General features: G+C 69.1%; 16 protein-coding genes and 2 pseudogenes. 7 read left to right on the forward strand and 11 right to left on the reverse strand.

What is annotated here, in order from left to right:
- The first annotated feature begins 7 nt into the window (after positions 1–7).
- On the forward strand, positions 8–1,126 hold the full coding sequence (locus tag OHT57_RS45345; RefSeq protein ID WP_328752829.1) for a fatty acid desaturase family protein: 1,119 nt from the start codon (positions 8–10) through the stop codon (positions 1,124–1,126).
- Positions 1,127–1,652: 526 nt separating this feature from the next.
- Here the strand turns inward: OHT57_RS45345 and OHT57_RS45355 are convergent.
- The 5 genes and pseudogenes from OHT57_RS45355 to OHT57_RS45375 all read right to left on the reverse strand — a co-directional run bounded on the left by OHT57_RS45355 (position 1,653) and on the right by OHT57_RS45375 (position 7,159).
- Positions 1,653–2,663: a CehA/McbA family metallohydrolase gene (locus OHT57_RS45355; protein ID WP_328753516.1), complete on the reverse strand. Its 1,011-nt coding sequence runs from the start codon at positions 2,661–2,663 to the stop codon at positions 1,653–1,655.
- Positions 2,664–3,201: 538 nt separating this feature from the next.
- Positions 3,202–3,324, reverse strand: a pseudogene (locus OHT57_RS45360) (DNA-binding response regulator); the annotation flags it as partial.
- Entirely contained in the window at positions 3,325–4,350 is a 1,026-nt protein-coding gene (locus OHT57_RS45365; protein WP_328752830.1) for an alcohol dehydrogenase catalytic domain-containing protein, read from the reverse strand.
- 56 nt (positions 4,351–4,406) lie between these two features.
- On the reverse strand, positions 4,407–5,843 hold the full coding sequence (locus OHT57_RS45370; RefSeq protein WP_328752831.1) for a carboxylesterase family protein: 1,437 nt from the start codon (positions 5,841–5,843) through the stop codon (positions 4,407–4,409).
- 473 nt (positions 5,844–6,316) lie between these two features.
- Positions 6,317–7,159 carry a helix-turn-helix domain-containing protein gene (locus tag OHT57_RS45375; protein ID WP_328752832.1) on the reverse strand — a complete coding sequence of 281 codons (843 nt, stop codon included), beginning with the start codon at positions 7,157–7,159 and terminating at the stop codon, positions 6,317–6,319.
- Between the two features lie 232 nt (positions 7,160–7,391).
- Between OHT57_RS45375 and OHT57_RS45380 the strand changes: the two genes are divergently transcribed.
- The 4 genes from OHT57_RS45380 (at position 7,392) to OHT57_RS45395 (ending at position 11,106) form a co-directional block, all read left to right on the forward strand.
- Positions 7,392–7,787 carry an MmcQ/YjbR family DNA-binding protein gene (locus tag OHT57_RS45380; RefSeq protein ID WP_328752833.1) on the forward strand — a complete coding sequence of 132 codons (396 nt, stop codon included), beginning with the start codon at positions 7,392–7,394 and terminating at the stop codon, positions 7,785–7,787.
- Positions 7,784–8,152 carry an MmcQ/YjbR family DNA-binding protein gene (locus tag OHT57_RS45385; RefSeq protein ID WP_328752834.1) on the forward strand — a complete coding sequence of 123 codons (369 nt, stop codon included), beginning with the start codon at positions 7,784–7,786 and terminating at the stop codon, positions 8,150–8,152. The genes OHT57_RS45380 and OHT57_RS45385 overlap by 4 nt, the downstream gene beginning before the upstream one ends.
- Positions 8,153–8,306: 154 nt before the next feature.
- Positions 8,307–9,620, forward strand: coding sequence for a replication-associated recombination protein A (locus tag OHT57_RS45390; protein ID WP_328752835.1), 1,314 nt, complete (start codon positions 8,307–8,309; stop codon positions 9,618–9,620).
- Between the two features lie 508 nt (positions 9,621–10,128).
- On the forward strand, positions 10,129–11,106 hold the full coding sequence (locus OHT57_RS45395) for an aldo/keto reductase (RefSeq protein ID WP_328752836.1): 978 nt from the start codon (positions 10,129–10,131) through the stop codon (positions 11,104–11,106).
- A 222-nt stretch (positions 11,107–11,328) separates the two neighbouring features.
- On the opposite strand, the gene OHT57_RS45400 is transcribed toward OHT57_RS45395, so the two are convergent.
- Positions 11,329–13,407, reverse strand: coding sequence for a sensor histidine kinase (locus tag OHT57_RS45400; RefSeq protein WP_328752837.1), 2,079 nt, complete (start codon positions 13,405–13,407; stop codon positions 11,329–11,331).
- Positions 13,408–14,187: 780 nt separating this feature from the next.
- On the opposite strand from OHT57_RS45400, the gene OHT57_RS45405 reads away from it, so the two are divergent.
- On the forward strand, positions 14,188–16,461 hold the full coding sequence (locus OHT57_RS45405; RefSeq protein WP_328752838.1) for a M4 family metallopeptidase: 2,274 nt from the start codon (positions 14,188–14,190) through the stop codon (positions 16,459–16,461).
- A 449-nt stretch (positions 16,462–16,910) separates the two neighbouring features.
- Here OHT57_RS45405 and OHT57_RS45410 read toward each other — a convergent pair.
- The 3 genes and pseudogenes from OHT57_RS45410 to OHT57_RS45420 form a co-directional block, all read right to left on the reverse strand.
- Positions 16,911–17,051: pseudogene (locus OHT57_RS45410) on the reverse strand (IS5/IS1182 family transposase); the annotation flags it as partial.
- 265 nt (positions 17,052–17,316) lie between these two features.
- On the reverse strand, positions 17,317–17,751 hold the full coding sequence (locus tag OHT57_RS45415) for a VOC family protein (RefSeq protein WP_328752839.1): 435 nt from the start codon (positions 17,749–17,751) through the stop codon (positions 17,317–17,319).
- Between the two features lie 221 nt (positions 17,752–17,972).
- A complete protein-coding gene (locus tag OHT57_RS45420) occupies positions 17,973–18,608 on the reverse strand; it encodes a TetR/AcrR family transcriptional regulator (RefSeq protein ID WP_328752840.1) in 636 nt (211 codons plus the stop codon).
- Positions 18,609–18,684: 76 nt separating this feature from the next.
- On the opposite strand from OHT57_RS45420, the gene OHT57_RS45425 reads away from it, so the two are divergent.
- Entirely contained in the window at positions 18,685–19,380 is a 696-nt protein-coding gene (locus OHT57_RS45425) for an alpha/beta fold hydrolase (protein WP_328752841.1), read from the forward strand.
- Here the strand turns inward: OHT57_RS45425 and OHT57_RS47595 are convergent.
- Positions 19,304–19,909 (reverse strand): substrate-binding domain-containing protein, encoded by a 606-nt coding sequence (locus OHT57_RS47595; RefSeq protein ID WP_443053563.1) that lies wholly within the window; start codon positions 19,907–19,909, stop codon positions 19,304–19,306. The genes OHT57_RS45425 and OHT57_RS47595 overlap by 77 nt on opposite strands.
- A gap of 106 nt (positions 19,910–20,015) precedes the next feature.
- Positions 20,016–20,951, reverse strand: coding sequence for a helix-turn-helix domain-containing protein (locus tag OHT57_RS45430; RefSeq protein WP_328752842.1), 936 nt, complete (start codon positions 20,949–20,951; stop codon positions 20,016–20,018).
- Between the last annotated feature and the right edge of the window lie 121 nt (positions 20,952–21,072).

Below are 21,072 nucleotides of genomic sequence, written 5' to 3' on the forward strand. Positions count from 1 at the left end.
GAGCACCTTGACCGCCATCGACCCCACCGCCCACCTGAGCGCTGAGCAGATCGAGGAGCTCGGCCGCGAGCTGGACAGGATCCGCGACGAGGTGATCGCCGCCCGCGGCGAGAAGGACGCCGCGTACATCCGCAAGGTCATCTCGGTGCAGCGCAAGCTGGAGCTGGCCAGCCGGGGCGTGCTGCTGTTCTCGATCTTCCCGCCGGCGTGGCTGATCGGCACCGCGGGTCTGTCCGTGGCGAAGATCATGGACAACATGGAGATCGGCCACAACATCCTGCACGGCCAGTGGGACTGGATGCGAGACCCGAAGATCCACTCCACCACCTGGGACTGGGATCACGTCTCGCCGGCCGAGCAGTGGAAGCACTCGCACAACGAGCTGCACCACACGTACACCAACGTGATCGGCAAGGACAACGACCTCGGCTACGGCATCATGCGGGTCGACGAGGACCAGAAGTGGCACCCGTTCCACCTCGGCCAGCCGCTGTGGAACTTCCTCAACGCCTGCTTCTTCGAGTACGGCATCGCAGCGTACGACCTGGAGCTCGGCAAGAACCTGAGCAAGCGCCGCCGGGGCAACCCGGAGTTCCGCGCACGGGCCAGGGACGTGGGTCGCAAGATCCGCAAGCAGGTGCTCAAGGACTACGTGATCCACCCGCTGCTGTCGGGACCGTCGTTCCTCACCACGCTCGCCGCCACGTTCACCGCGAACCTGGTCCGCAACGTCTGGACCCACTCGGTGATCATGTGCGGGCACTTCCCCGAGGGCGTACAGGTCTTCGAGCGCCGGTCGATCAGGGGCGAGACGCGCGGCCAGTGGTACCTGCGCCAGATGATGGGATCGGCGAACATCAGCGGCAGCAAGGCCATGCACTTCATGTCCGGCAACCTGTCGCACCAGATCGAGCACCACCTCTTCCCGGACCTGCCGAGCAACCGGTACGCCGAGGTCGCGGTGAAGGTGCGCGCGCTGTTCGAGAAGTACGAGCTGGAGTACGTCACCGGGCCACTGCCCAAGCAGGTGTTCTCCGCCTGGCACAAGGTCTTCCGGCTCTCGCTGCCGAACAAGAAGCCCAAGGTCAAGGCGCCGGAACGCGAGCAGGAGCTCGTCGCGGCCTGATCCCCGGTTTTGGTGCAGTTCTTTCGGCTGCTGACCGCGGCCACACCGGCGTCCTGATCACCAGGGCCCTGACCGTCCTGCACCCGGCCGTCACCGTCATCAGAGGCAGTGGCGACGTCTCTGGCGTGGTGGAACTGCCGCGCGGCTCGGTGGTGAAGGGATCTTCCTCCTGGCCGCTGAGAGCGCGGACCACATAGATGTACGGTCCGCTGCCCTTTCAGGTCAGGACGGCGATCCACCCCGCGAGACGGCCCCGCTCGACCCGGCAACCGCGGTGCCGCGGCATACGGAACGTTCACCGTCGCCCGCACGGACCAGGAAAGTCCGGCGGGCGACGGTCTTCGGGTATGGCTCGGGGTTTGGCAAGGTCCGCCTGGTGGTGGAGCGGGCCTTCGCTTGGCTGCACCAGTTCAAACGGCTTGGGCTCCGCTACGAAGGACGCGCCGATCTACATCAGGGCCCGCTCGAACTGGTCTGCAGCATCTCCTGCCTCCGTCGCCTGCGCACCGTAGGGTGATACGAGCGGTCAGGTAAGGACGATCGGATTGGTGAGTGCGGCGACGTGCCCGTTGGGATGGCGGACCTCGATGCGGACGAACGCTGAGTCCTGCGCCGTCGTGTCCCACTGCACCGCACCTGCCCCGTCGCCGGGGAGAGACGCCCAGTGAACCTGCCCTTGATCGGTGTGGAAACTGACGGTCCCCACCGGCACACCTCGTACTGCCGCCTGCACTTCGACCTGCCCACCATGAGTTGTGAGCTGTTCTCCCACCCCGGCAGCGCGACCATCGGCATTGGCGGTGAACGACACGTCCACGTCCGCCGACTCGGCGATCCAGCTGCGGCCGGCACGGATTCCGGCCAGGACCGCCTCGGTGCTCAGCTCATTGGCGAACACCACGGTGTGAGGGATGCCGATCTGCCCCTCCAAGTGGGTGTCGCTGTTGCCCATCGCCGGCCGCCACGAGCCCGTGTGGATGTCCGCTGCGAGGCTGCGCCCCCACTGCGCCAGGGCGGTCTCGTTGTCAGCGTTCCAGGGGCGGTCCGAAGCCCACAGTCCGTTCCAGACCTCCGCCACGTCGAAGCCCCGGAAGGAGAACATGAAGCCGCCCGACGGATAGGGCGCATGCGGGTGTGCGGCCACACACAGGCCCCCCACGCGATGGACCTGATCCAGGCACTGTTCGATCAGCCCGTCCCCGACCTGGTGGTTCCAGTCGACGACCTCGCCGGGGTTGATGCCAAGCGCGAGCCAGTGCCCGGTCTTCGTGGTCACTTCCTCACCGAGAACGATCAAGAAGTCATCGGTAGCCAGATGCCCCCATGCACCGGGTTCTGCAGCTGAGTTGTGCTCCGTTGTCGCCATGAAGTCGAGCCCGGCAGCGCGCGCCCGAACGGCCAACTCTTCAGGAGTGAGTTCCCCGTCCGAGTCGACGGAGTGGACATGGCAATCCCCGCGGTACCAGGCCGCCCCGCGTCCGACCGCCCGCACCGGCGGGAAACTCACACTCGACAAGGTTCTCCCCTCCCAAAGCACTGCCGAGCCAACGCGCAAGCAGAGCTACCGGTTCCGTCGCGTGATTGATTCCCAATGATGCTTGTCAACCAGTGAGCCGTAGGGTGCGGCTCATGGATTCGGTGATCACTGCCGTCCGCGAACAGGACGCGGCTGCCCGGTTTCTCGCCTGGCCGGGCGACTTCGACCTGGACCGCAGCGACCATGTCGAAGAGGTCCACCTCGCCTCGGGGGCTGCGCTCGAGGGTTTCGCCGGCGACGGCGCTGGGGGCACATATTTCTTCTGCGGTGATGGTGGCGAGGCGCGACTGCCAAGCGTTCACGGACGAGGAGAGTCAAGAGCTCTCGGCCGAGTACCTGGCGGACATGCCGGATCTCGTGGCCCGGAGAGACCGTGCCGCGGCGGCCCTGGGCCTCGACCTGTCGGCCCAGGCAGACGTCTTGGTCCGCTTGCGGGAGGTAGCTGTTCGGATGGGAGAAGACTTCGTCCTCATCTTCACGCCCGAGGGCCACTCCTACGAGCCTCTCATCGGTTCCCGGGGACTCGTCGGCGGGCCCTCGCGCGCAGTATTTCGGCGGGGTCGGTGTCCTTGAGCAGGAACCCGTCGGCTCCTGCGGCGAGGGCGTTGTAGACGTACTCGTCGAGGTCGAAGGTGGTCAGGGTGATCACCTTGGTCGGGTTTCAGTCGTCCAGCACGACGACGTGCTTGCCCGGCGTGGTGCCGGACTCGACGTCGGCCTGGGCGTCACGGACCTGCTCCAGGCCGTGGTAGACCTTCGCGACCGGGACGTTGAGGCGTCCTTCGGCGATGGCCTGGAGCTGGTGGGCGAGGACGTCGGCCGGGAGGTCGGCGGCCTGACCGCCGTAGGAGGTCAGCCGCACCCCGCCCGGGATCAGGAACGGGCTGAAGTCGGGGATCGTCCACTGGCCGGCCAGAGCTCCGGTGAAGCAGACCGTGCCGTGCCGGCGGACGGTGCGGAGGGTGTCGGCGAGGGCCGAGCAGCCCACCAGCTCCAGTGCGGCGTCGACGCCGTCCGGCATCAATTTGCGCACCTGGTCGGCGATGGTGCCGTTGTCGACGAGGGGATGGTCGACGCCCGCGGCCCGCAGTTCCCCTGCCCTGTCCGAGCTGCGGGTGGTGGACAGCACGGTGGCTCCGAGGTCCTTGGCGATCGTGGCCGCGCTCAGCCCGACCGTGGAGGTGCCGCCGCGGATCAGCAGCGTCTGCCCGGCCTTGAGGTCCAGACCGGTGACCAGCGATCCGTAGGCGGTCTGGAACATCTCCGGAAGCGCACCGACGACCTCCCACGGCAGGCCTGTCTCGAACGGGATGACCTGCGCCGCGGGGACGGCCACGTACTGGGCGTACGCGCCGTCGTATGTGCGGCCCATGCCGCCCATCATCGTGGCCACCTGCTGTCCCGGCCGCAGGCCGCTGTCCTCGTCGGCGTCATCGACCACGCCGACGCCCTCGATGCCGGGCACCCGCGGGTAGGTGACCTCCGCGTCCGACTCGCCCTTGCGGGTGGTGACCTCGGATTCGTTGACGCCGAACGCCAAGACCTTGATCCGCACCCAGCCGGGCTTGCGGACGGGCACCGGGACATCCTTGATCTCCAGTGCGTCGAGGCCGCCGGGCCGGGTGACGACGACGGCCCGCATCGTCACCGGTGCGGCGCCGCCGGCCGCTGCTGTCGGTTGGCTCATGCCGAGTACCTCACTCCGTGTTGTTCCCTGCGTTGTTCCGGATCGCCCGCCGTCCGTCAGGGGCGGTCGATGCCCTCCCACAGGTCGAGGGCCGCCTGGTAGTGGGCATTGGCCTCGAAGGGCGGGTTGCCGACGCTGCCCGAAGTGGGCCGGTCCGTGACGGCGGGCCACAGGCGGGACTCCTCGCCGGTGGCGAAGTCGAGGACGACGTCGCGGATACGCGTGTCACGCTCGGCCTGTTCGGCGCTGCGGCCAGGCTTGTCCTGGCCGACGAGGGCGTACATCTCGGTGCCGTGCATGGCGGGCGCGCCTTCGGCGGGCCCGATCAGAAGGAGACGGGCGTTGCCGCCCGCGGCGGCGTGCGCCAGGGCGCCGCGGGCCGCGGGGAGCCCGAAGATGTAGTCCGTCAGGAGTGCGGCGCGGACCTCGGCGGGGGTGTGGCCGTCCTGGTCGTAGCCGTCGACGACCTTCTTGGCGCTGGAGCGGGGAATGCGCCATCCCGCGATCTCGTCGACGATGCGGTCGACGGTGCCCGGGTCGAACCGGTCGAGGTCGTTCGCCACCCACCAGCCCATGTCGTCGCTGGCCATACTCAGCAGCACGTCGACATCACGGTGTGCGCCCGAGGCGAGTACGTCCATGGGGTGGGCGTGCAGCACCGCGCTGGGCTGTCCTGTGTCCAGGACGACGCCGAGGCTCTTGCTGTCCATCCCGCCGCGGACTCCGAGGTCCGTCGGGGTGACCTTGTGCAGGGCGTCCCTCAGGGAGGCCGTGTCGAGGTCGAGCAGCTTCTCCGGGTTGTCCGCGACGCCGAGTTCGGTGACGAACCGGTGCGCGAGTTCCTCGGCCCACCAGGCCGGCTGGAGACGCGAGGGCCCGGCGGAGAACCCGGCCAGCCGCCGGTACAGGCCGTCGGCGGAGGCGGCGCCGAGCAGCCCGAAGGTGGAATAGGCGCCGGCGCTGTGGCCGTAGACGGTGACGTTGTCGGGGTCGCCGCCGAAGTGGGCGATGTTCCGCTTGATCCACGTCAGCGCGGCGATGACGTCCTGCAGGCAGAGGTTGCTGGCCTCGGCGAGTCGCCCTCCGTACTGCGAGAGCGAGACGGCGCCCAGGGCGCCGAGCCGGTAGTTGATGGACACGCTCACCACGCGCCCCGACGCGGCGAGACCGGAGGCGTTCGAGGTGATCTGGGTGTTCGCGCCGTACTCGAATCCGCCGCCGTGGATGTACACGGTCACCGGGAGCACCTTGTCGGCCGGCTGCTCGGGGGCCCACACGTTCAGGTTCAGGCAGTCCTCGCCCATCCCCCTGTCCGCTTCGAGCCAGTCACCGCTGTCGGGCTGGACGGAGACGACGCCCTTGCGGTCGTAGGGGAGGTGCGGATCGAAGTCCGCGAGTACGGGGCGGCGGTACCGCTCGGCGGTGGCGTACGGAATCCCCCACCAGGAACGCACTCCTGGTGCAGTCGGAGCCTTGGGGACGGTGGCGGTCATGACGTCGGATTCCTTCCGGCGCGGTTCGGGTGCTTCGCGCGCTGTGTCGGCGGCTGGTTGCGCGCGGTGACGCCCTCCGAGCATCCCCTGGAATCCGATCCGTCGCCCGGCAGACAGCGGCCATCCGGTGGTCGCCAGGTGACACTTCGCTGCTCCCTCTCCTTCTCGTACCGCAGGCAGGCTGGGCGGCCCGAGGTCCTGCCGTCAGGGCCGGGTGGACCTTGTCCAGAGGGAGCCGACCGAGCAGGCACAGCACAGCGCCACCAGCGAGCTGTCACCCTCACCGAGGCCGACCTCGCCGCGATCCACGAGATCCCCCCGACCGGCGGATTCGGCGCCCGTTGCACCGAAGAGCATGTCCCCAACTAGGTCTGAACCCAACCGAGTTGACCTCCGAAACGAGCGGGAGTCACGCAGCATGAACACCCGGGTCCCGGACGGTCAGGGGGCCGCGGGGCGGCGCCGCGCTCAGCTCACGGGTCGGGCGTGGTGTCGCCGGCCGCGTAGGCGGCCGGGGTGAGGCCGGTGCGGTCGCGGAAGAAGCGGCCGAAGTTCGCGGGGTCGGTGAAGCCGAGGTGGTCGGCCACGGTCCGGGCGTCCCACCGGGCGCCTCCCAGCAGGCGCCGGGCTTCCAGGAGGCGCCGCTCGTCGATGAGTTCACGCACTCCCTTGCCGGTGGCGTCCCGGGCGGCGCGGCTCAGGGTGCGGACCGAGCAGCCGAGCAATTCGGCGTAGTCCGCGGCCTGGTGCAGCTCACGGAAGTGCAGTTCCAAGGCGTCCAGGAAGCGCCCGTACCGGTCGGCGCGGCCACGGTCGGCGCGCGCCGTGGCTGTGGTCGTACCGACGGGGACGATGCCCGGGGAGTTGGCCAAGCGCAGCAGCAGCGCTTCGAGGAGGCTGCGCCGCAGGGCGTGGTGGACGTCGAGGGGGCGGCGCCCCAGCGCGCGGTGTTCGTCCAGGAGCTGGAGTGCGGTCTGCTGCAGCCAGGCGGTGTCGTCGGGGTGCGGGCTGAGCACGGCAGGGGCCTCGTGCGCGGTGAGCGGGGCCAGGAGACGGGCGAGGTCGGGCCGCAGCACGTCCGGTTCGAACAGGATGAACGGGCCGCGGGCGGCGCCGGGCGGATGCCAGCACTGCGCGTGCCCGGGACGCACCCACAGCCACTGGCCGGGGGCGACGGTCCGCGTGACGTGGTCGACGTCGTGCCGCAGCTCACCCTCGGTGACCGCGATGAGGTAGTGGAAGGTGGCACGGCCCGGACGGGGCGGGTTCCACGGCCAGTCCTCGTGCTGGGTGAAGAAATCCTCGACGGTACTCACCTCAAGGCCGTAGGGAGTACCGACCGGGGGCTGGAAACCGTACAGCGGAACCGCAGCTGGTCCGGCCCGTTCATCTGGCCCGGGGTGTCGCTTGTCGACCATCACGTGTCCGCAGCCTACCGTCCTGCCGGCCGGCTTCGGCGGGAGGATGGGGGGGTGTTGCCGTGCCCGCGCGGCGCCCTCCGCCTATTTCGATGACGCAGCCCGTGACCACCCCAGGAGGCTCACCCCGATGAACGGATCGGCCCTGCACAAGACCGCCGCCGACTGCGCGGAGGAACTCCCCGGAGCGCAGTTGGGGCATCCCTTCGGCGACGACTGGGAGGTCTTCAAGGTACGCGGCAAGGTGTTCATGCTGATGACCGAGGTTCCGGGGCGGCCCGTCGTGATCCTCAAGGCGGATCCCGGTGAGGCCCACGCCCTGCGGGAGCAGTACAGCCACATCACCCCCGGCTACCACATGAACAAGAAGCACTGGATCACCCTGGAGAGCGGGGAAGGCGTCGACAAGAAGCTGGTCGAGGAGCTCGTCACGGACTCCTATCTGCTGGTCGTCGCCCACCTGCCCAGGGCCGAGCGGCCCGTCGACCCCCACACCTACGGCACCGGCACGCGGGCGGCCCGGTGAGCGCGGCCGGCGACCGGCTCCAGGACACCGCCCGCCAGGCGGCCCTGGCCCTCCCCGACGTCAGCCACGGATACCCCTTCGCTCCCGGACTCGACGTGTACAAGGTCGCGGAGAAGGTGTTCCTGATCGTCACCGACGACCCGGACGAGCAGATCATCACGGTCAAGTGCGAACCCGAGCGCGCCCACGCGCACATGCACGGCCACGCCTCGATCACACCGGGCCGCTACCTCGACAAACGGCACTGGATCTCCCTCGGGCCGGGACCCGGCATCACCGAGCGACTGGTCACCGACGCGGTCGAGGACTCCTACGACCTGGCCGTCGAGCGGCTGCCGCAACGCGACCGCCCGCGTATCCGATGAGCACCGCAAGCGCGCCCACGAGCCGCTGAGCCGACGCCTGACGTCAGTCAGTGCCAGAGCCACGACCACCGGGGCCTGAGTACCAGCATCAATGTCAGTGCCTCGTGCAAGGCTCGCCATGCCCGCACACCTCCGCCTGCGATCCGAGAGACCGATGGAACCGACCGAAGCGACCCTGCCGCTCTTCGGCGAGGAGCCCGCCCGGCCCCTCGCCGACCGCCTGCGCCCCACCCGGCTGGAAGACGTCGTCGGGCAGGACCACCTCCTTGCCCTGGACGCCCCGCTGGGCCGCATGGTCGCCCAGCAACGCCTCAGTTCCGCCGTCCTGTGGGGCCCGCCAGGCGTCGGGAAGACGACCATCGCCCGCCTCCTCGCGGACGCCGGCAACCTGGCCTTCGAACCGGTGTCGGCCACCTTCTCCGGCGTCGCCGAGTTGCGCAAGGTCTTCGCCGCCGCCCGCAGCCGACGCACCATCGGCCAGGGCACCCTGCTGTTCGTCGACGAGATCCACCGCTTCAACCGCGCCCAACAGGACAGCTTCCTGCCCTACGTCGAGGACGGCACCGTCACCCTGATCGGCGCCACCACGGAGAACCCGAGCTTCGAACTCAACGGTGCCCTCCTGTCCCGCACCCAGGTCCTCGTCCTCAAACGCCTCGACGAAGCCGCACTGTCCACACTCCTCGACCGCGCCAAGGAGCTCACCGGCCACCATCTGCCCCTGGACGCCGACGCGCGCCGCGCCCTGATCGCCATGGCGGACGGCGACGGCCGCTACCTCCTCAACATGGCCGAACAGCTCCAGGCTCTCCCGGACACCGAAACCGCCCTGGACACCGCCGGGCTGGCCCGTCACATCCAGCAGCGCGCCCCGCTGTACGACAAGGCGCAAGAGGGCCATTACAACCTGATCTCCGCGCTGCACAAGTCGATGCGTGGCTCCGACCCGGACGCAGCCCTGTACTGGCTCGCCCGCATGCTCGACGGCGGCGAGGACCCGCTGTTCGTCGCCCGCCGCCTGGTCCGCTTCGGATGCGAGGACATCGGCATGGCCGACCCGCACGCCGTCCAGCAGGCCCTCACCGCCTGGGACGTGTACGAGCGGCTCGGCTCCCCCGAGGGCGAGTTGGCGATCGCCCAGGCCGTCGTCTACCTCGCCACCGCCCCCAAGTCCATCGCTGTCTACCGGGGCTTCAACGACGCACACCGGTCAGCTCGGAACACCGGCTCACTCATGCCGCCCGCCCACATCCTCAACGCCCCGACCCGGCTGATGAAGGACCTCGGCTACGGCAAGGACTACCAGTATGACCCGGACACGGCCGACGGTTTCTCCGGTGACGACTACTTCCCGGACGGCATGAACCGCGAGACGTACTACCAGCCCACCCGCAACGGCTACGAAGCCCAGATCAGCGAGCGCCTGCGCCAGTGGGCCGCTCTGCGTGCCCGCCGGCAACGCGGCTGAGCGGCCGATGCCCGCGAAGAGCTGTCACGGCCGGAGAAGCGAAGACAGGTCGTCCGATCGTCCGTGAGTTGCACTCGTCTGCGGATGAGGTTCACCTGCCCCCAGCCGTTCCTGAAGGAGGGACCAGTGCTGCCGGCCAGCAGCCGACGGCTCGCGCCCGGCAGAGCCGCCGCGGCTCGGCGCCGCCGTCCTGTGGGCCGCCCGGCGTCGGGAAGGCCGCCGTCGCCCGATTCCTCGCAGCCGGCAGCGACTGACGTTCAGGGCCGATTCGGCCACCTTCTCCGGCGTAACCGAACCGCCCCAATCCACGGGTGATCCGCGCGCCGGCGATTCGGTACCGGGCGAACTCGGTCCGTGCCGCGGTGAGGATGCGGTCACGGGTCGAGTCTGTGCCGGTCGAAGCTGCCATGCCTGAAGACCACCCAACCAAACAGTTCCGTTTGGTAAAGAGCGCCCGCGGGGCGTAAGGTAAAAACCAAACAGTTTGGTTTGACCGGAGGAGTGCGTCATGCAGCACAGGACACTCGGCAGCCAGGGCCTCAAGGTCTCGGCGATCGGCTACGGCTCTATGGGCCTGACGATGGCCTACGGTCCAGGCGACGAGCAGGAGGGCGTTGCCGCCATCCGCCGCGCCCACGACCTGGGCGTCACCTTCTTCGACACCGCCGAGCTCTACGGCTGGGGCACCGGCAACAACGAGGTCCTGCTCGGCAAGGCGGTGAGCGACTTCCGCGACGAGGTCGTGCTGGCGACCAAGTTCGGCTTCGCGCAGACCGAGCAGGGCCTGGGCCTGAACAGTCGCCCCGACAACATCCGCAAGGTCGCCGACAACAGCCTGCGCTACCTGGGCGTCGACCAGATCGACGTCTTCTATCAGCACCGCGTCGACCCGGACGTGCCGATCGAGGACGTGGCCGGCGCCGTCAAGGAACTGATCGACGCGGGCAAGGTCAAGTACTTCGGCCTGAGCGAGGCCGGCCCGCAGACCATTCGCAGGGCGCACGCCGTGCAGCCGGTATCCGTCCTGCAGACCGAGCACTCCTTGTTCGAGCGGGACGTCGAGCAGCTCTTCCCGCTCCTCGACGAACTGGGCATCGGCTTCGTCCCCTACTCACCGCTCGGCCGCGGCTTCATCACCGGCACCGCCAAGCCCGCCAGCGCATACGACGCCACCGACATTCGCAACGTCGACCCCCGCTGGCAGCCCGGCAACTTCGAGAAGAACGTCGAGGCCGTGGACAGGCTCGGCGACCTGGCCGCGACCAAGGGCATCACCGTCTCCCAGCTGGCCCTGGCCTGGCTGCTCACCCGGGGCGAGCACATCGTGCCGATTCCCGGCACCCGCAGCGTCCGGCGCATCGAGGAGAACACCGGCGCCGCCGATGTCACCCTGACCGCGGCCGACCTCGCCGCGATCGACGAGATCCTCCCGCACGGCGGCTTCGGCGCCCGCTACTCCGACGAGTACGCGCCCGTCTGGATCTGAATCCGCCCCGAAACCCCATCCGCCGCCCTTCCTGACGGAAACCGCCGGGACCGGTGCAGGACGATCCGGGCTGCATCGTGGCTTGTCGTCGGCGTTGTCCGACCAGTCGCAGTCCGGGTTATTGAGCGGCGGGGGAGTCCATGGTGCCTGTGCCGGGGTCCCCGAAGTGCCGGCGCCGGGGCTGCGGCTGCCTGCGCCGCCCCGGCGCGGACCGGCCGCGGATCAGGACGGTGCGTTGGTCCACGTGGTGCCGTCGCTGAAGCGACTGTCCACGAACGCGACCATGGCCATGGTGTCGGCATCCGGTTCCTCGGTCGCCGACCGATGGTTGATGGTGTCGGGCAGCATCACCAGGGCTGTCGTTCCCTGGCCCGCGTCGCCGGGACGCAGCTGGGCGCGGATGCCGTGCCGGTCCGCCAGCCGGCCGACCACGTACAGGCCCATGCGCTGGGAGATCGCGGCGTCCACGGTGGGCGGATCGGCGAGACTTCGGTTGATCACCGCCAGTTCCTCGGGAGGCAGCCCGATCCCCCTGTCGTGGATCTCGAGCATGATCCTGCCGTCGGGCAGCCGTGAGGCGGTGACGTGGACGGGGACGTGGGGTGAGGAGAAGGTGGTGGCGTTCTCCAGAAGCTCGGCGAGCAGGTGCACCAGGTCGTTCACGGCCCGTCCGTCGATGGGGGCCTCCGGAACAGCGGCGAGCTGGACCCGCTCGTACTGCTCGACCTCCGAGACCGCGGCCCGGATGACGTCCACCAGGGGCAGTGGCTGGTCCCACTGCTGGGCGGGGGTCTCGCCGCTGAGGACCAGGAGGTTCTCGCCGTTGCGGCGTACCCGGGTGGCGAGGTGGTCGAGCTGGAAGAGGTTCTCCAGCTGGTCGGGGTCGGCTTCTCTGCCTTCCAGGTCGGTGATCATGGTGAGCTGACGTTCGATGAGGGACTGGTTGCGGCGTGCCAGGTTGCTGAAGATCGTGTTGATGTTGGCGCGCAGCAGGGCCTGTTCGGCGGCGAGCCGGACGGCCTCGCGGTGGACGTGGTCGAAGGCGCGGGCGACCTCGCCGATCTCGTCCGTGGTGGTGATCGGGATCGGTTCGACGTCGCTGTCCACCCTGCCGGGGATGGCACGGGTGAGCTGAGTCAGCCGGGCCGGCAGCCGCTGGGCGGCGATCTCGTGGGCGGAGGCGCTGAGCCTGCGCATGCTGGTGCTCATCGTCCGGGCCACCCAGTTTGCGAGCAGGAAGGCGGCGAGGATGGCGGCGAGCACGAGCGCTGCGTTGAGGATCGCTGCATTGCGGGCGTCGTCGGCGATGGTGTGCGCCTTGGCCAGCGCGGTGTCGGTGAGATACACCTCGACACTGCGGTAGGCGTCGAAACTGAGGGTGGAGGCCGCGAAGAAGGCCTCCGGTGTGATGCCCTGCTCGGCGAGTTTCGCCGCCGGTGCGCCGGAGGCGATGGCGCGGTACATCTCGGCCAGGCCCGGTGGGGGGACGAAGGTCTTGCCGGCCGCCTCGGCCTGGGTCCGCGCCTCGATGGACTGCTCCTGCCCCTTCTTCTGCGCGTCCGTCAGCGCCTCGCGCAACCGGGTCGTCTCCGTGGTGCCGGCGAACCCCGTGTACTCCTGGAGCCCGATCTGTTCGAGGTAGACGTAGGAGCTGAACGAGCCGAGCTGGGCCTGGAGTTCACCCTTGGACAGCTTGCTGCGGTCCTGGACCAGGAGGTGGGTGCCGATGGCGCGGATCAGCGACTCGGCGGCCTGGGTGAGGGAGACGGCGTAGAGGGTGCGGCCGTAGGTCGACTGGCTGGTGATGCCGAAGCCCAGTTCGTTGGAGATCTCCATCAGCGGGTGCTGGACGGCGTGATAGCTCTCCTCGGTCTGTACGCCGGTCAGCTTGGCGGTGAAGGCGCTGGCGCGCACCACAGGCAGTTGCTTCTCGCCCTCGCGCACGAGTGAGACCCGGCGCTTGAGACCGGCGGTCTTGGGCATGCGGTCGACCTCGGCGTCGAACCTCTTGGCGTCCTCGTCGGTGATCTGCCGGGCTTTGACGACCGTGGCGGAGTTCCGGTCGCCCTTGACCAACGGGATGACGGAGACGTCGCGTTCGTTGATGGCGTCATTGGCGTATTTGTTGGCGGCCTGGACCAACTCCGCCACGCGGACCGCGTCCTCGGCGGTCTGCCAGGTGTCGACGGTACGTTTCACCCGTACGCCGCCGAGGGCGAGGGCGACGAGCACCGGTATCAGCAGGATGGCCTGGAGTTTCTGGGCCACACGCAGGTTGCGGGCACCGAATCTTCGGCGCACTGGAGTGGGGGTGTGCGACACGGTCGTCCTATCCGCTCAGTTCCGCCTCACGCCGACACTCTCTACAACGGGGCGGTCACAGGGAGTTGACCAAAGCAGGTCCGTCCGATGTCTAGCACTCCGCTTTCGCTTCTGACCGTGACTTCACCAAAACTGTGCGCAGTTGAGCTGTCGCAGGGTGGATGGTGGGTAGCTCAGCCGCCGTGCCGAGACATCACTGGGACAGGTCGCGGGTGCCTGTGTCCCCGTCCTTGAAGTCGGCGTGGGTGCCGGGCCGGTTGCGGTGCAAGGCGGGGGCGGCTGCCGCCCGTTCCGTGCCTGGGCCACCCTCGCCACCGGTTGCACTGTGCTCGCCGACGACGGTGCGGGCCCTGCCGGCACCTGGTCCAGTGCGCCGGGGCTTGGCCGGGACAGAGTGCGACGCTCCCTCGGGGCTGTCTCGTCCCGGCCATCGGCCGGGGGACTGGCGCCACACCGCAACCGCCTCAGGCCGAAAACCGGCGCCGCGTGTGCCGATTTGCCTGGCCCTCAAGGTCAATTCCAGCCGTTGACTTGATACTTGCATGACAAAACCCGGGCAGTGATGCCACTCTACTCCCGGCATTCACAGTTCCCTCACAGTCTCATCACGCGACCCCGCCGCGTTTCCCTCCCCCCACCTCCTCCCCCCCACCTCCTTCCACCCGCATGCCGTGCAGCGCTCCGGATCGGCGTACCCCGCCGATTCGCCTCGTCCACGGCCCCCACCAGGGGCCGGCCGTCGTACTGAAGGAGACCCCGTTGCCCCAGCCCCACCGCGCCATCGTGCGGCGCAGACGTACCTCCGCCACTGCCCTCGCCCTCACGGCCGTGAGCTCCCTGCTCGCCCTGACCACACCGGACTTGGCCGGCGCGGCCCCCGCGCGCCCGACCCCCGCGAAGATCACCGCCACCCCCCGGACCGGCGCCACCCAGAGCTCGCTGACCCCCGCCCGCCGCGCCGCCCTGGTCAAGAGCGCGCAGTCGGCGGCGACCGGCACCGCTCAGCGCATAGGCCTCGGGGCCAAGGAGAAGCTCGTCGTCAAGGACGTCATCAAGGACGCCGACGGCACCACGCACACCCGCTACGAGCGCACCCTCGCGGGCCTGTCCGTCCTCGGCGGCGACCTCGTCGTCCATGACGACGGCGGCCGTACGACCGTCACCAAGGCCAACGCGGCGCAGCTGTCGGTACCCTCGCTCAGCCCCAAGATCACGTCCGCCGGTGCCGCCGCCAAGGCCCTCGCCGCTTCGAAGAAGGACCGGGTCAGAGGCGCCGAAGTGGAGAACGCCTCCCGCCTGGTCGTCTGGGCCGGCAGCGGCAAACCCGTGCTGGCCTGGGAGACCCTCGTCGAGGGCGTCCAGCGGGACGGCACACCCAGCGAGCTCCAGGTCGTCACCGATGCCGCCACCGGCAAGGAACTCCTGGCCGCCGAGACGGTGCACACCGGCGAGGGCACCGGCCAGTACGTCGGCACGGTCCCGCTCGGCACGACCCTGTCCGGATCGACGTACCAACTCCTCGACGCCGACCGCGCCGGACACAAGACGTACGACCTGAACCAGGGCACCTCGGGCACCGGCACCCTCTTCACGGACGACAACGATGTCTGGGGCAACGGCCTGCCGGCCAACCGCCAGACCGCCGGCGTAGACGTGGCCTTCGGCGCCGCGGCCACCTGGGACTTCTACAAGGAGGCCTACGGCCGCAACGGCATACGCAACGACGGCGTCGCCGCCTACAGCCGCGCCCACTACGGCAGCAACTACGTCAACGCCTTCTGGCAGGACTCCTGCTTCTGCATGACCTACGGCGACGGCTCGGGCAACACCCACCCGCTCACCGCGCTCGACGTGGCCGCCCACGAGATGAGCCACGGCGTCACCGCCGCCACCGCGGGCCTGGTCTACTCGGGCGAGTCCGGGGGCCTGAACGAGGCGACCTCCGACATCTTCGCCGCCGCCGTCGAGTTCCACGAGAACCTTCCGGCCGACCCGGGGGACTACCTCATCGGCGAGAAGATCGACATCAACGGCAACGGCACCCCGCTGCGTTACATGGACAAGCCCTCCAAGGACGGTTCCTCGTACGACAGTTGGAGCTCCACCCTGGGCGGCGTCGACGTCCACTACTCCTCCGGCCCCGCCAACCACTTCTTCTACCTGCTCTCCGAGGGCAGCGGTGCCAAGACGGTCAACGGCGTCTCCTACGACAGTCCGACCTACGACGGCCGAGCCGTCACCGGCATCGGCATCGAGAACGCCGCCGCGATCTGGTACCGCGCGCTGACCACGTACATGACCTCGACGACCGACTACGCCGGCGCCCGCACCGCCACCCTGTCCGCCGCAGCCGACCTGTTCGGCGCCTACAGCCCGACCTACCTGGCCGTCGCCGACGCCTGGTCCGCGATCAACGTCGGCAACCGCATCGCCCTCGGCGTCAACCTCGCCCCCGTCGCCGACCAGACCAGCGGCGTCAACCAGGTCGTAGCCCTCCAACTGGACGCCTACACCACCAACACCGGATCCCCGCTGACCTACGAGGCCACTGGCCTGCCCGACGGCCTGACCGTCAGCCCGAGCGGTCTGATCAGCGGCACCCCGACCACCCTCGGCACGAGTGCCGTCACCGTCACGGTGACCGACGACACCGGGGCGAGCGCCTCGGCCACCTTCACCTGGCAGATCGCCTACGTCTACGCCAACTCCACCCGCGTGGACATCCCCGACAACGGGGCGGCCGTGGAGTCGCCGGTGACCATCACCGGCCGCGACGGCAACGCCTCCGCGACCACCAAGGTCTACGTCAACATCGTCCACACCTACCGCGGAGACCTCACCGTCGACCTCGTCGGCCCCGACGGCACCGTCTACTCCCTGCTCAACCGCAGCGGCGGCTCCGCCGACAACGTCGACCAGACCTTCACGGTCAACGCCTCCGCCCAACCGCTCAACGGCACCTGGAAGTTGCGAGTGCAGGACCGGGCGTCCATCGACGTCGGGTACATCGCGCGCTGGCAGCTGACACCCTGACACGGAGGCAACAGCACCGCGCCGCCCGGGTCCTTCGGGACCCGGGCGGCGGGGTGACAGTGCGAGGCCCAGACGCCGACCAATTGGCTGGACGAGTATCCCGGCGTCGAAATCGTGTGTCGCGATCGCGGCGGAGCTGTCCGGGCTGGCGCGCCGGAAGCCGTACAGGTCGCGGACCGCTTCCAGTTGTGGAAGAACCGGTGCGAGGCGGTGCAGAAGACGGTCGTGGCAGACCACGGCTGCCTGCGTCAGGCGCCTCGCACCGAGGCTGAATTCGAAGAGCACGTGGCTGCGCCGGAGATTCCCAGCCCACCGAGCCGGGACTACCGGCTGGCCGCACCGAGTCGACAACTTTATGCCGACGAGCAAGAATTCCTGACCTGCGGCCCGTCCAGGCCTTGTCCCGTAAATGATCTACGGCGTGCCGGCTGACCTGATCGTCTTCTTGGTCACCCGGCGAGGGCGAGGTCGCGCAGGCGGGCGATGCCGAGAACGGTGTGGCGGAAGCCGTCGCCCCTGAGGTGGCAGTCGCGCAGGACCTTCCAAGTCTTCATGCGGGCGAAGGCGTGCTCGACGCGGGCGCGGACTTCATATCGCCGCCGCCGAGAAGGGCGGCACCCTCATCTACGTCGACGGCATCGCATTCCACTGGAAAGTCCCTTTCATGAATTCAGGGTCCCTGCTTCAGCACTGATGTCCGCATCGAAGTAGCGCTTCTGAATCTCTCTGATCCTGGTCGGTGGGGTGAATGCCGAAGCCCCTCGTCGCTGGTGTGGTGATCGCACTCAGCACGCCAGCGGCCCGGGGCTTCGCTTCGGTCCATGGGGGCTGAAACGAGGACAGATCCGCGGGCCCTCAGTCGATGCAGAACTCGTTGCCCTCGATGTCCTGCATCGGGATGCACGACTCGTTCACGCCATCGGCACGCAGTGTCTGCACGTGTACCGCGCCAAGCGGAATCAGTCGTGCGCATTCGGCTTCAAGCGCGGCCAGGCGCTCTTCACCCACGAGTCCGGTGCCGACCCGCACGTCAAGGTGCAGCCGGTTCTTGACGGCCTTGCCTTCGGGAACGCGCTGGAAATACAGTCGCGGGCCCACACCCGAGGGATCAATGCAGGCGAACGCCGAACCCTGACGCTCAGGCGGCAGAGAGTGATCGTATGCGTCCCAAGTGGCAAACCCCTCCGGTGGCGGCGGTACGACGTACCCCAACACCTCGCACCAGAAACGAGCGACACGCTCAGGTTCTGCGCAGTCGAAGGTGACCTGGAACTGTTTGATCGACGCCATGGAGCCACCGTAACGATCATCGCCGCACGGGTCGAGGTGTCGCGTGACATGAGTTGGCGACGCGCTGGGCCGGGTCGCATCCGGTCGTTGCCGTCTCGCCGGACTCAGGGAGAGTGTGTCTCCTTCGCATCGAACCTTGAGCGTTGTCAGCGGAGTTTGAGTGATGGGGTTGCCGGCAGCCTCCAGTGAAAACCCTGATCTTGATCTGAGCACTCGCGGCGCTACGTGCCCGGCGCGGTGTCGGTGCTGGTCCTGCTGCTGTCGACGCGTTCCTGGGTGGGGTGGGCGGTCGAGCGGTCGTCGCCGCTGGACAGATGACCGAGTTCGGTGAGGAAGTCACGGAAGGCCCGGTCGGTGCGGGGGGTGTCGGCGGTGGCGTCGAGGTCCATGAGGAGACCACGGATGACAGCGAGAACGAGCGTCGCCAGTTCCGGCCGGCCGATGCTGCGCAGGCCGTCCTCGAGCGGCCCGAGCCAGTCGGTCGTGGCGGCGCGCCGGAAATCGGGCCACAACTGTTGCACCGTGCTCTCGCGCAGCTGGCTGAACATTCGCAGGTACGGCTTGCCGCCCGCGCCGGTGATCGAGGTCCAGGCGCGATCAAGGGTGGCGGTGTAGGGCTCGTCCGGTCGCACCCGCAGGAGGTCGCCGAACGTGTCGAGCTGACGTTGGCGCGCGCGCCGGAGGACGGCCCGCAACAGGGCGTCGCGGGTGCCGAAGTGATAGATCAGCATGCGGGCCGAGGCACCGGTGGCAGTGGCCAGTGGCTCAAGCCGATCGGGCAGTCCGTGCGCGAGGGCGTAGTCGGCACACGCGTCGAGCAGTTTGTCCTTGATGTCTGGCTGCGGTCGCCTGCCCATGCCGACATCTTTTCGCGTAACGCGAGCTACGTCTACCGTTGATCGAAAGGCAGTCACGGCAGGCATGGAGGTAGCGATGAGGGTCGTGTTCGTGCATGGGGCGTGCGTACAGGACGGGGCGTGGTGGTGGCACCGCACCGCCGAACTACTGCAGGAACGGGGGGTTTTGAGCGTGGCCCCGGCGCTGCCGAGCTGCGGCGAGGCGGGCCGGCCCGGAGGCGTCGAAGGTCCGGGGCTTTCCGAGGACGTCGCGGCAGTGCGGCAGGCGCTGCTGGACAGTGACGAGCCGACCGTTGTGGTCGCCCACAGCTACGGCGGCATCGTCACCGCGGAAGCCGCCGCCGGCGTCGGTTCGGTACACCACCTGGTGATGGTCTCCAGCTACCTGCCCGAGGTCGGGCAGAGCCTGTCGGAGTTCGGGGACGGCAGCCCCGCCCCGTTCCTCGACGTCGACCCCGACACCGGCACCTTCGGGGTTCGCCCCGAGCTGCTTGTGGACACGTTCCTGCAGGACTGCGACCCCGAGGTCCAGGCGCGGGCGGCCGATCACCTGGCCCGGCAGAGCATGCAGGTGGCCGGGCAGGCGGTCGGGGCGGCCGCATGGCAGCAGGTGCCCTCGACATACGTCGTTTGTGCCCAGGACCGGGGCACCCCGCCGCGTCTGCAGCGCGAGTTCGCCCGCCGTGCCGGCAGCGTCATCGAGCTCGACGCCGGCCATCACCCGTTCCTGTCCCAGCCCACTGCTGTCCGGGACCTGTTGTTGAGCCTGTGACGGCGGCAGTCGCGGACGAGTCGGGCCCACGATCCGAGAACCTCCCGTTCGCCCTCGCGCTGTGCCGCCTCAGCCCGGCTCGCAGCGAGTCGTCGCACACGGAAGTGCGCAAGACCTGAGGTGCGCCCGGAGTCACCTTGCTCTGGGCAACGGCGGTACCGCGGAGCAGCGTGAGCATGAGGCGTGCGGCTTCGCGGCCCCATTCCTCGACAGGTGGGTGGACCGAGGGGATGTGCGGTTCGTCGTCCGCGCCCCCGTAGCCGGCGTCGAAACCGACGAGCGTCACGTCGTCCGGGACCTTGAGCTCTGATGTACGCAGGGTCGTCAGGGCACCCGCCGCTATCGCGCTGTCAGCAACGAGCACGGCGTCGATCTGGTTGCCACGAGCTCGGGGGCTGCTCATCGCCGCAGCGCCGGCACCTCGGGCGAAGTCCCCGTTGTGACTGACACGCTTCGGCGCCACCGGGGACGAGGCCCTGGGCATGGAGGATTCGGCGAGAGGGCCGACAACGGGCGCGGCGGCTGGCATCGACTTGCCCGGGCGAGGTCGCCCATGGCGTGCAGGAGGATCACGGAGGGTGGACCACGTCCAAACGGTTCCCGGTCAAGCTGGGGTACCCCACGAGTCCGAGCCTTCAGGGACGGAAGGTGCGGCGGTAGGTGTCGGGTGGGACGCCGACGCTGCGGTGGAAGTGGCGGCGCAGGGTGGTGGCGGTGCCCATGCCGGTGGCGGCGGCGATGGTGTCCACGGTGGCATCGGTGGTCTCCAGCAGTTGCTGGGCGTGGCGGATGCGCTGGGTGTGGAGCCATTGCAGGGGCGTGGTACCGGTGAGGTGTTTGAAGTGGCGGCCGAGGTGGCGTGTGCTCATGCGGGCTTTGCGGGCCAGGTCTTCCACGGTCAGTGGCTGGTCCAGCCGCTTCAGGGCCCAGGGGAGGAGCTCGTCCAGGGGGTGGTTGCCCGGGGCCGGGAGGGGGGTGGTGATGAACTGGGCCTGGCCGCCGTCGCGGTGGGGCGGGATGACCAGGCGTCGGGCGATCGTGTTGGCGTTGGCCGAGCCGTGGTCGAGGCGGACCAGGTGCAGGCACAGGTCCATGGCGGCGGCCTTGCCCGCGGAGGTGAGGACGTCGCCGTTGTCGACGTAGAGGACGTCCGGATCGACGGTGGCTTCCGGGTGGCGCCGGGCCAGTTCCCGTGTGTGGGCCCAGTGTGTGGTGGCACGCCTGCCGTCGAGCAGCCCTGCCGCGCCCAGGACGAAGGCGCCTGTGCACAGTGAGGCCACGCGGGCTCCGGCCGCGTGGGCCGCGTGCACCGCCTCCACCAGTTCGGCGGGCGGGGCGAGGTCGGTGTCGGCCCACCCGGGGACGATCACCGTGTCCGCGTGCGCGAGGTGGTCGAATCCGTGGTCGGGTTCCAGGTGGAAGCGGCCGATGTGCACCGGGCCGCTCCCGCACAGGGAGAAGTCGTACCAGGGGTTGACGATGTGCGTCAGGTCGGAGCCGAAGACCTCGATGGCCACGGACAGTTCGTAGTGGAGCATGCCGTCGGTAACGGCCAGGGCAACAGCGGGCATGTCCGAAACTGTACGCGGCATGTCGTTTCCGACACTCGTGCGGGGTGTTGGCGGAGGGACAAGATGTGGAGGTCGGGCCGCGGCGGATCGATTCCGCGGCGGGCGTTCGAGTACAAGGGAG

It is taken from the genome of Streptomyces sp. NBC_00285 (genome assembly GCF_036174265.1).
Lineage (GTDB): Bacteria > Actinomycetota > Actinomycetes > Streptomycetales > Streptomycetaceae > Streptomyces.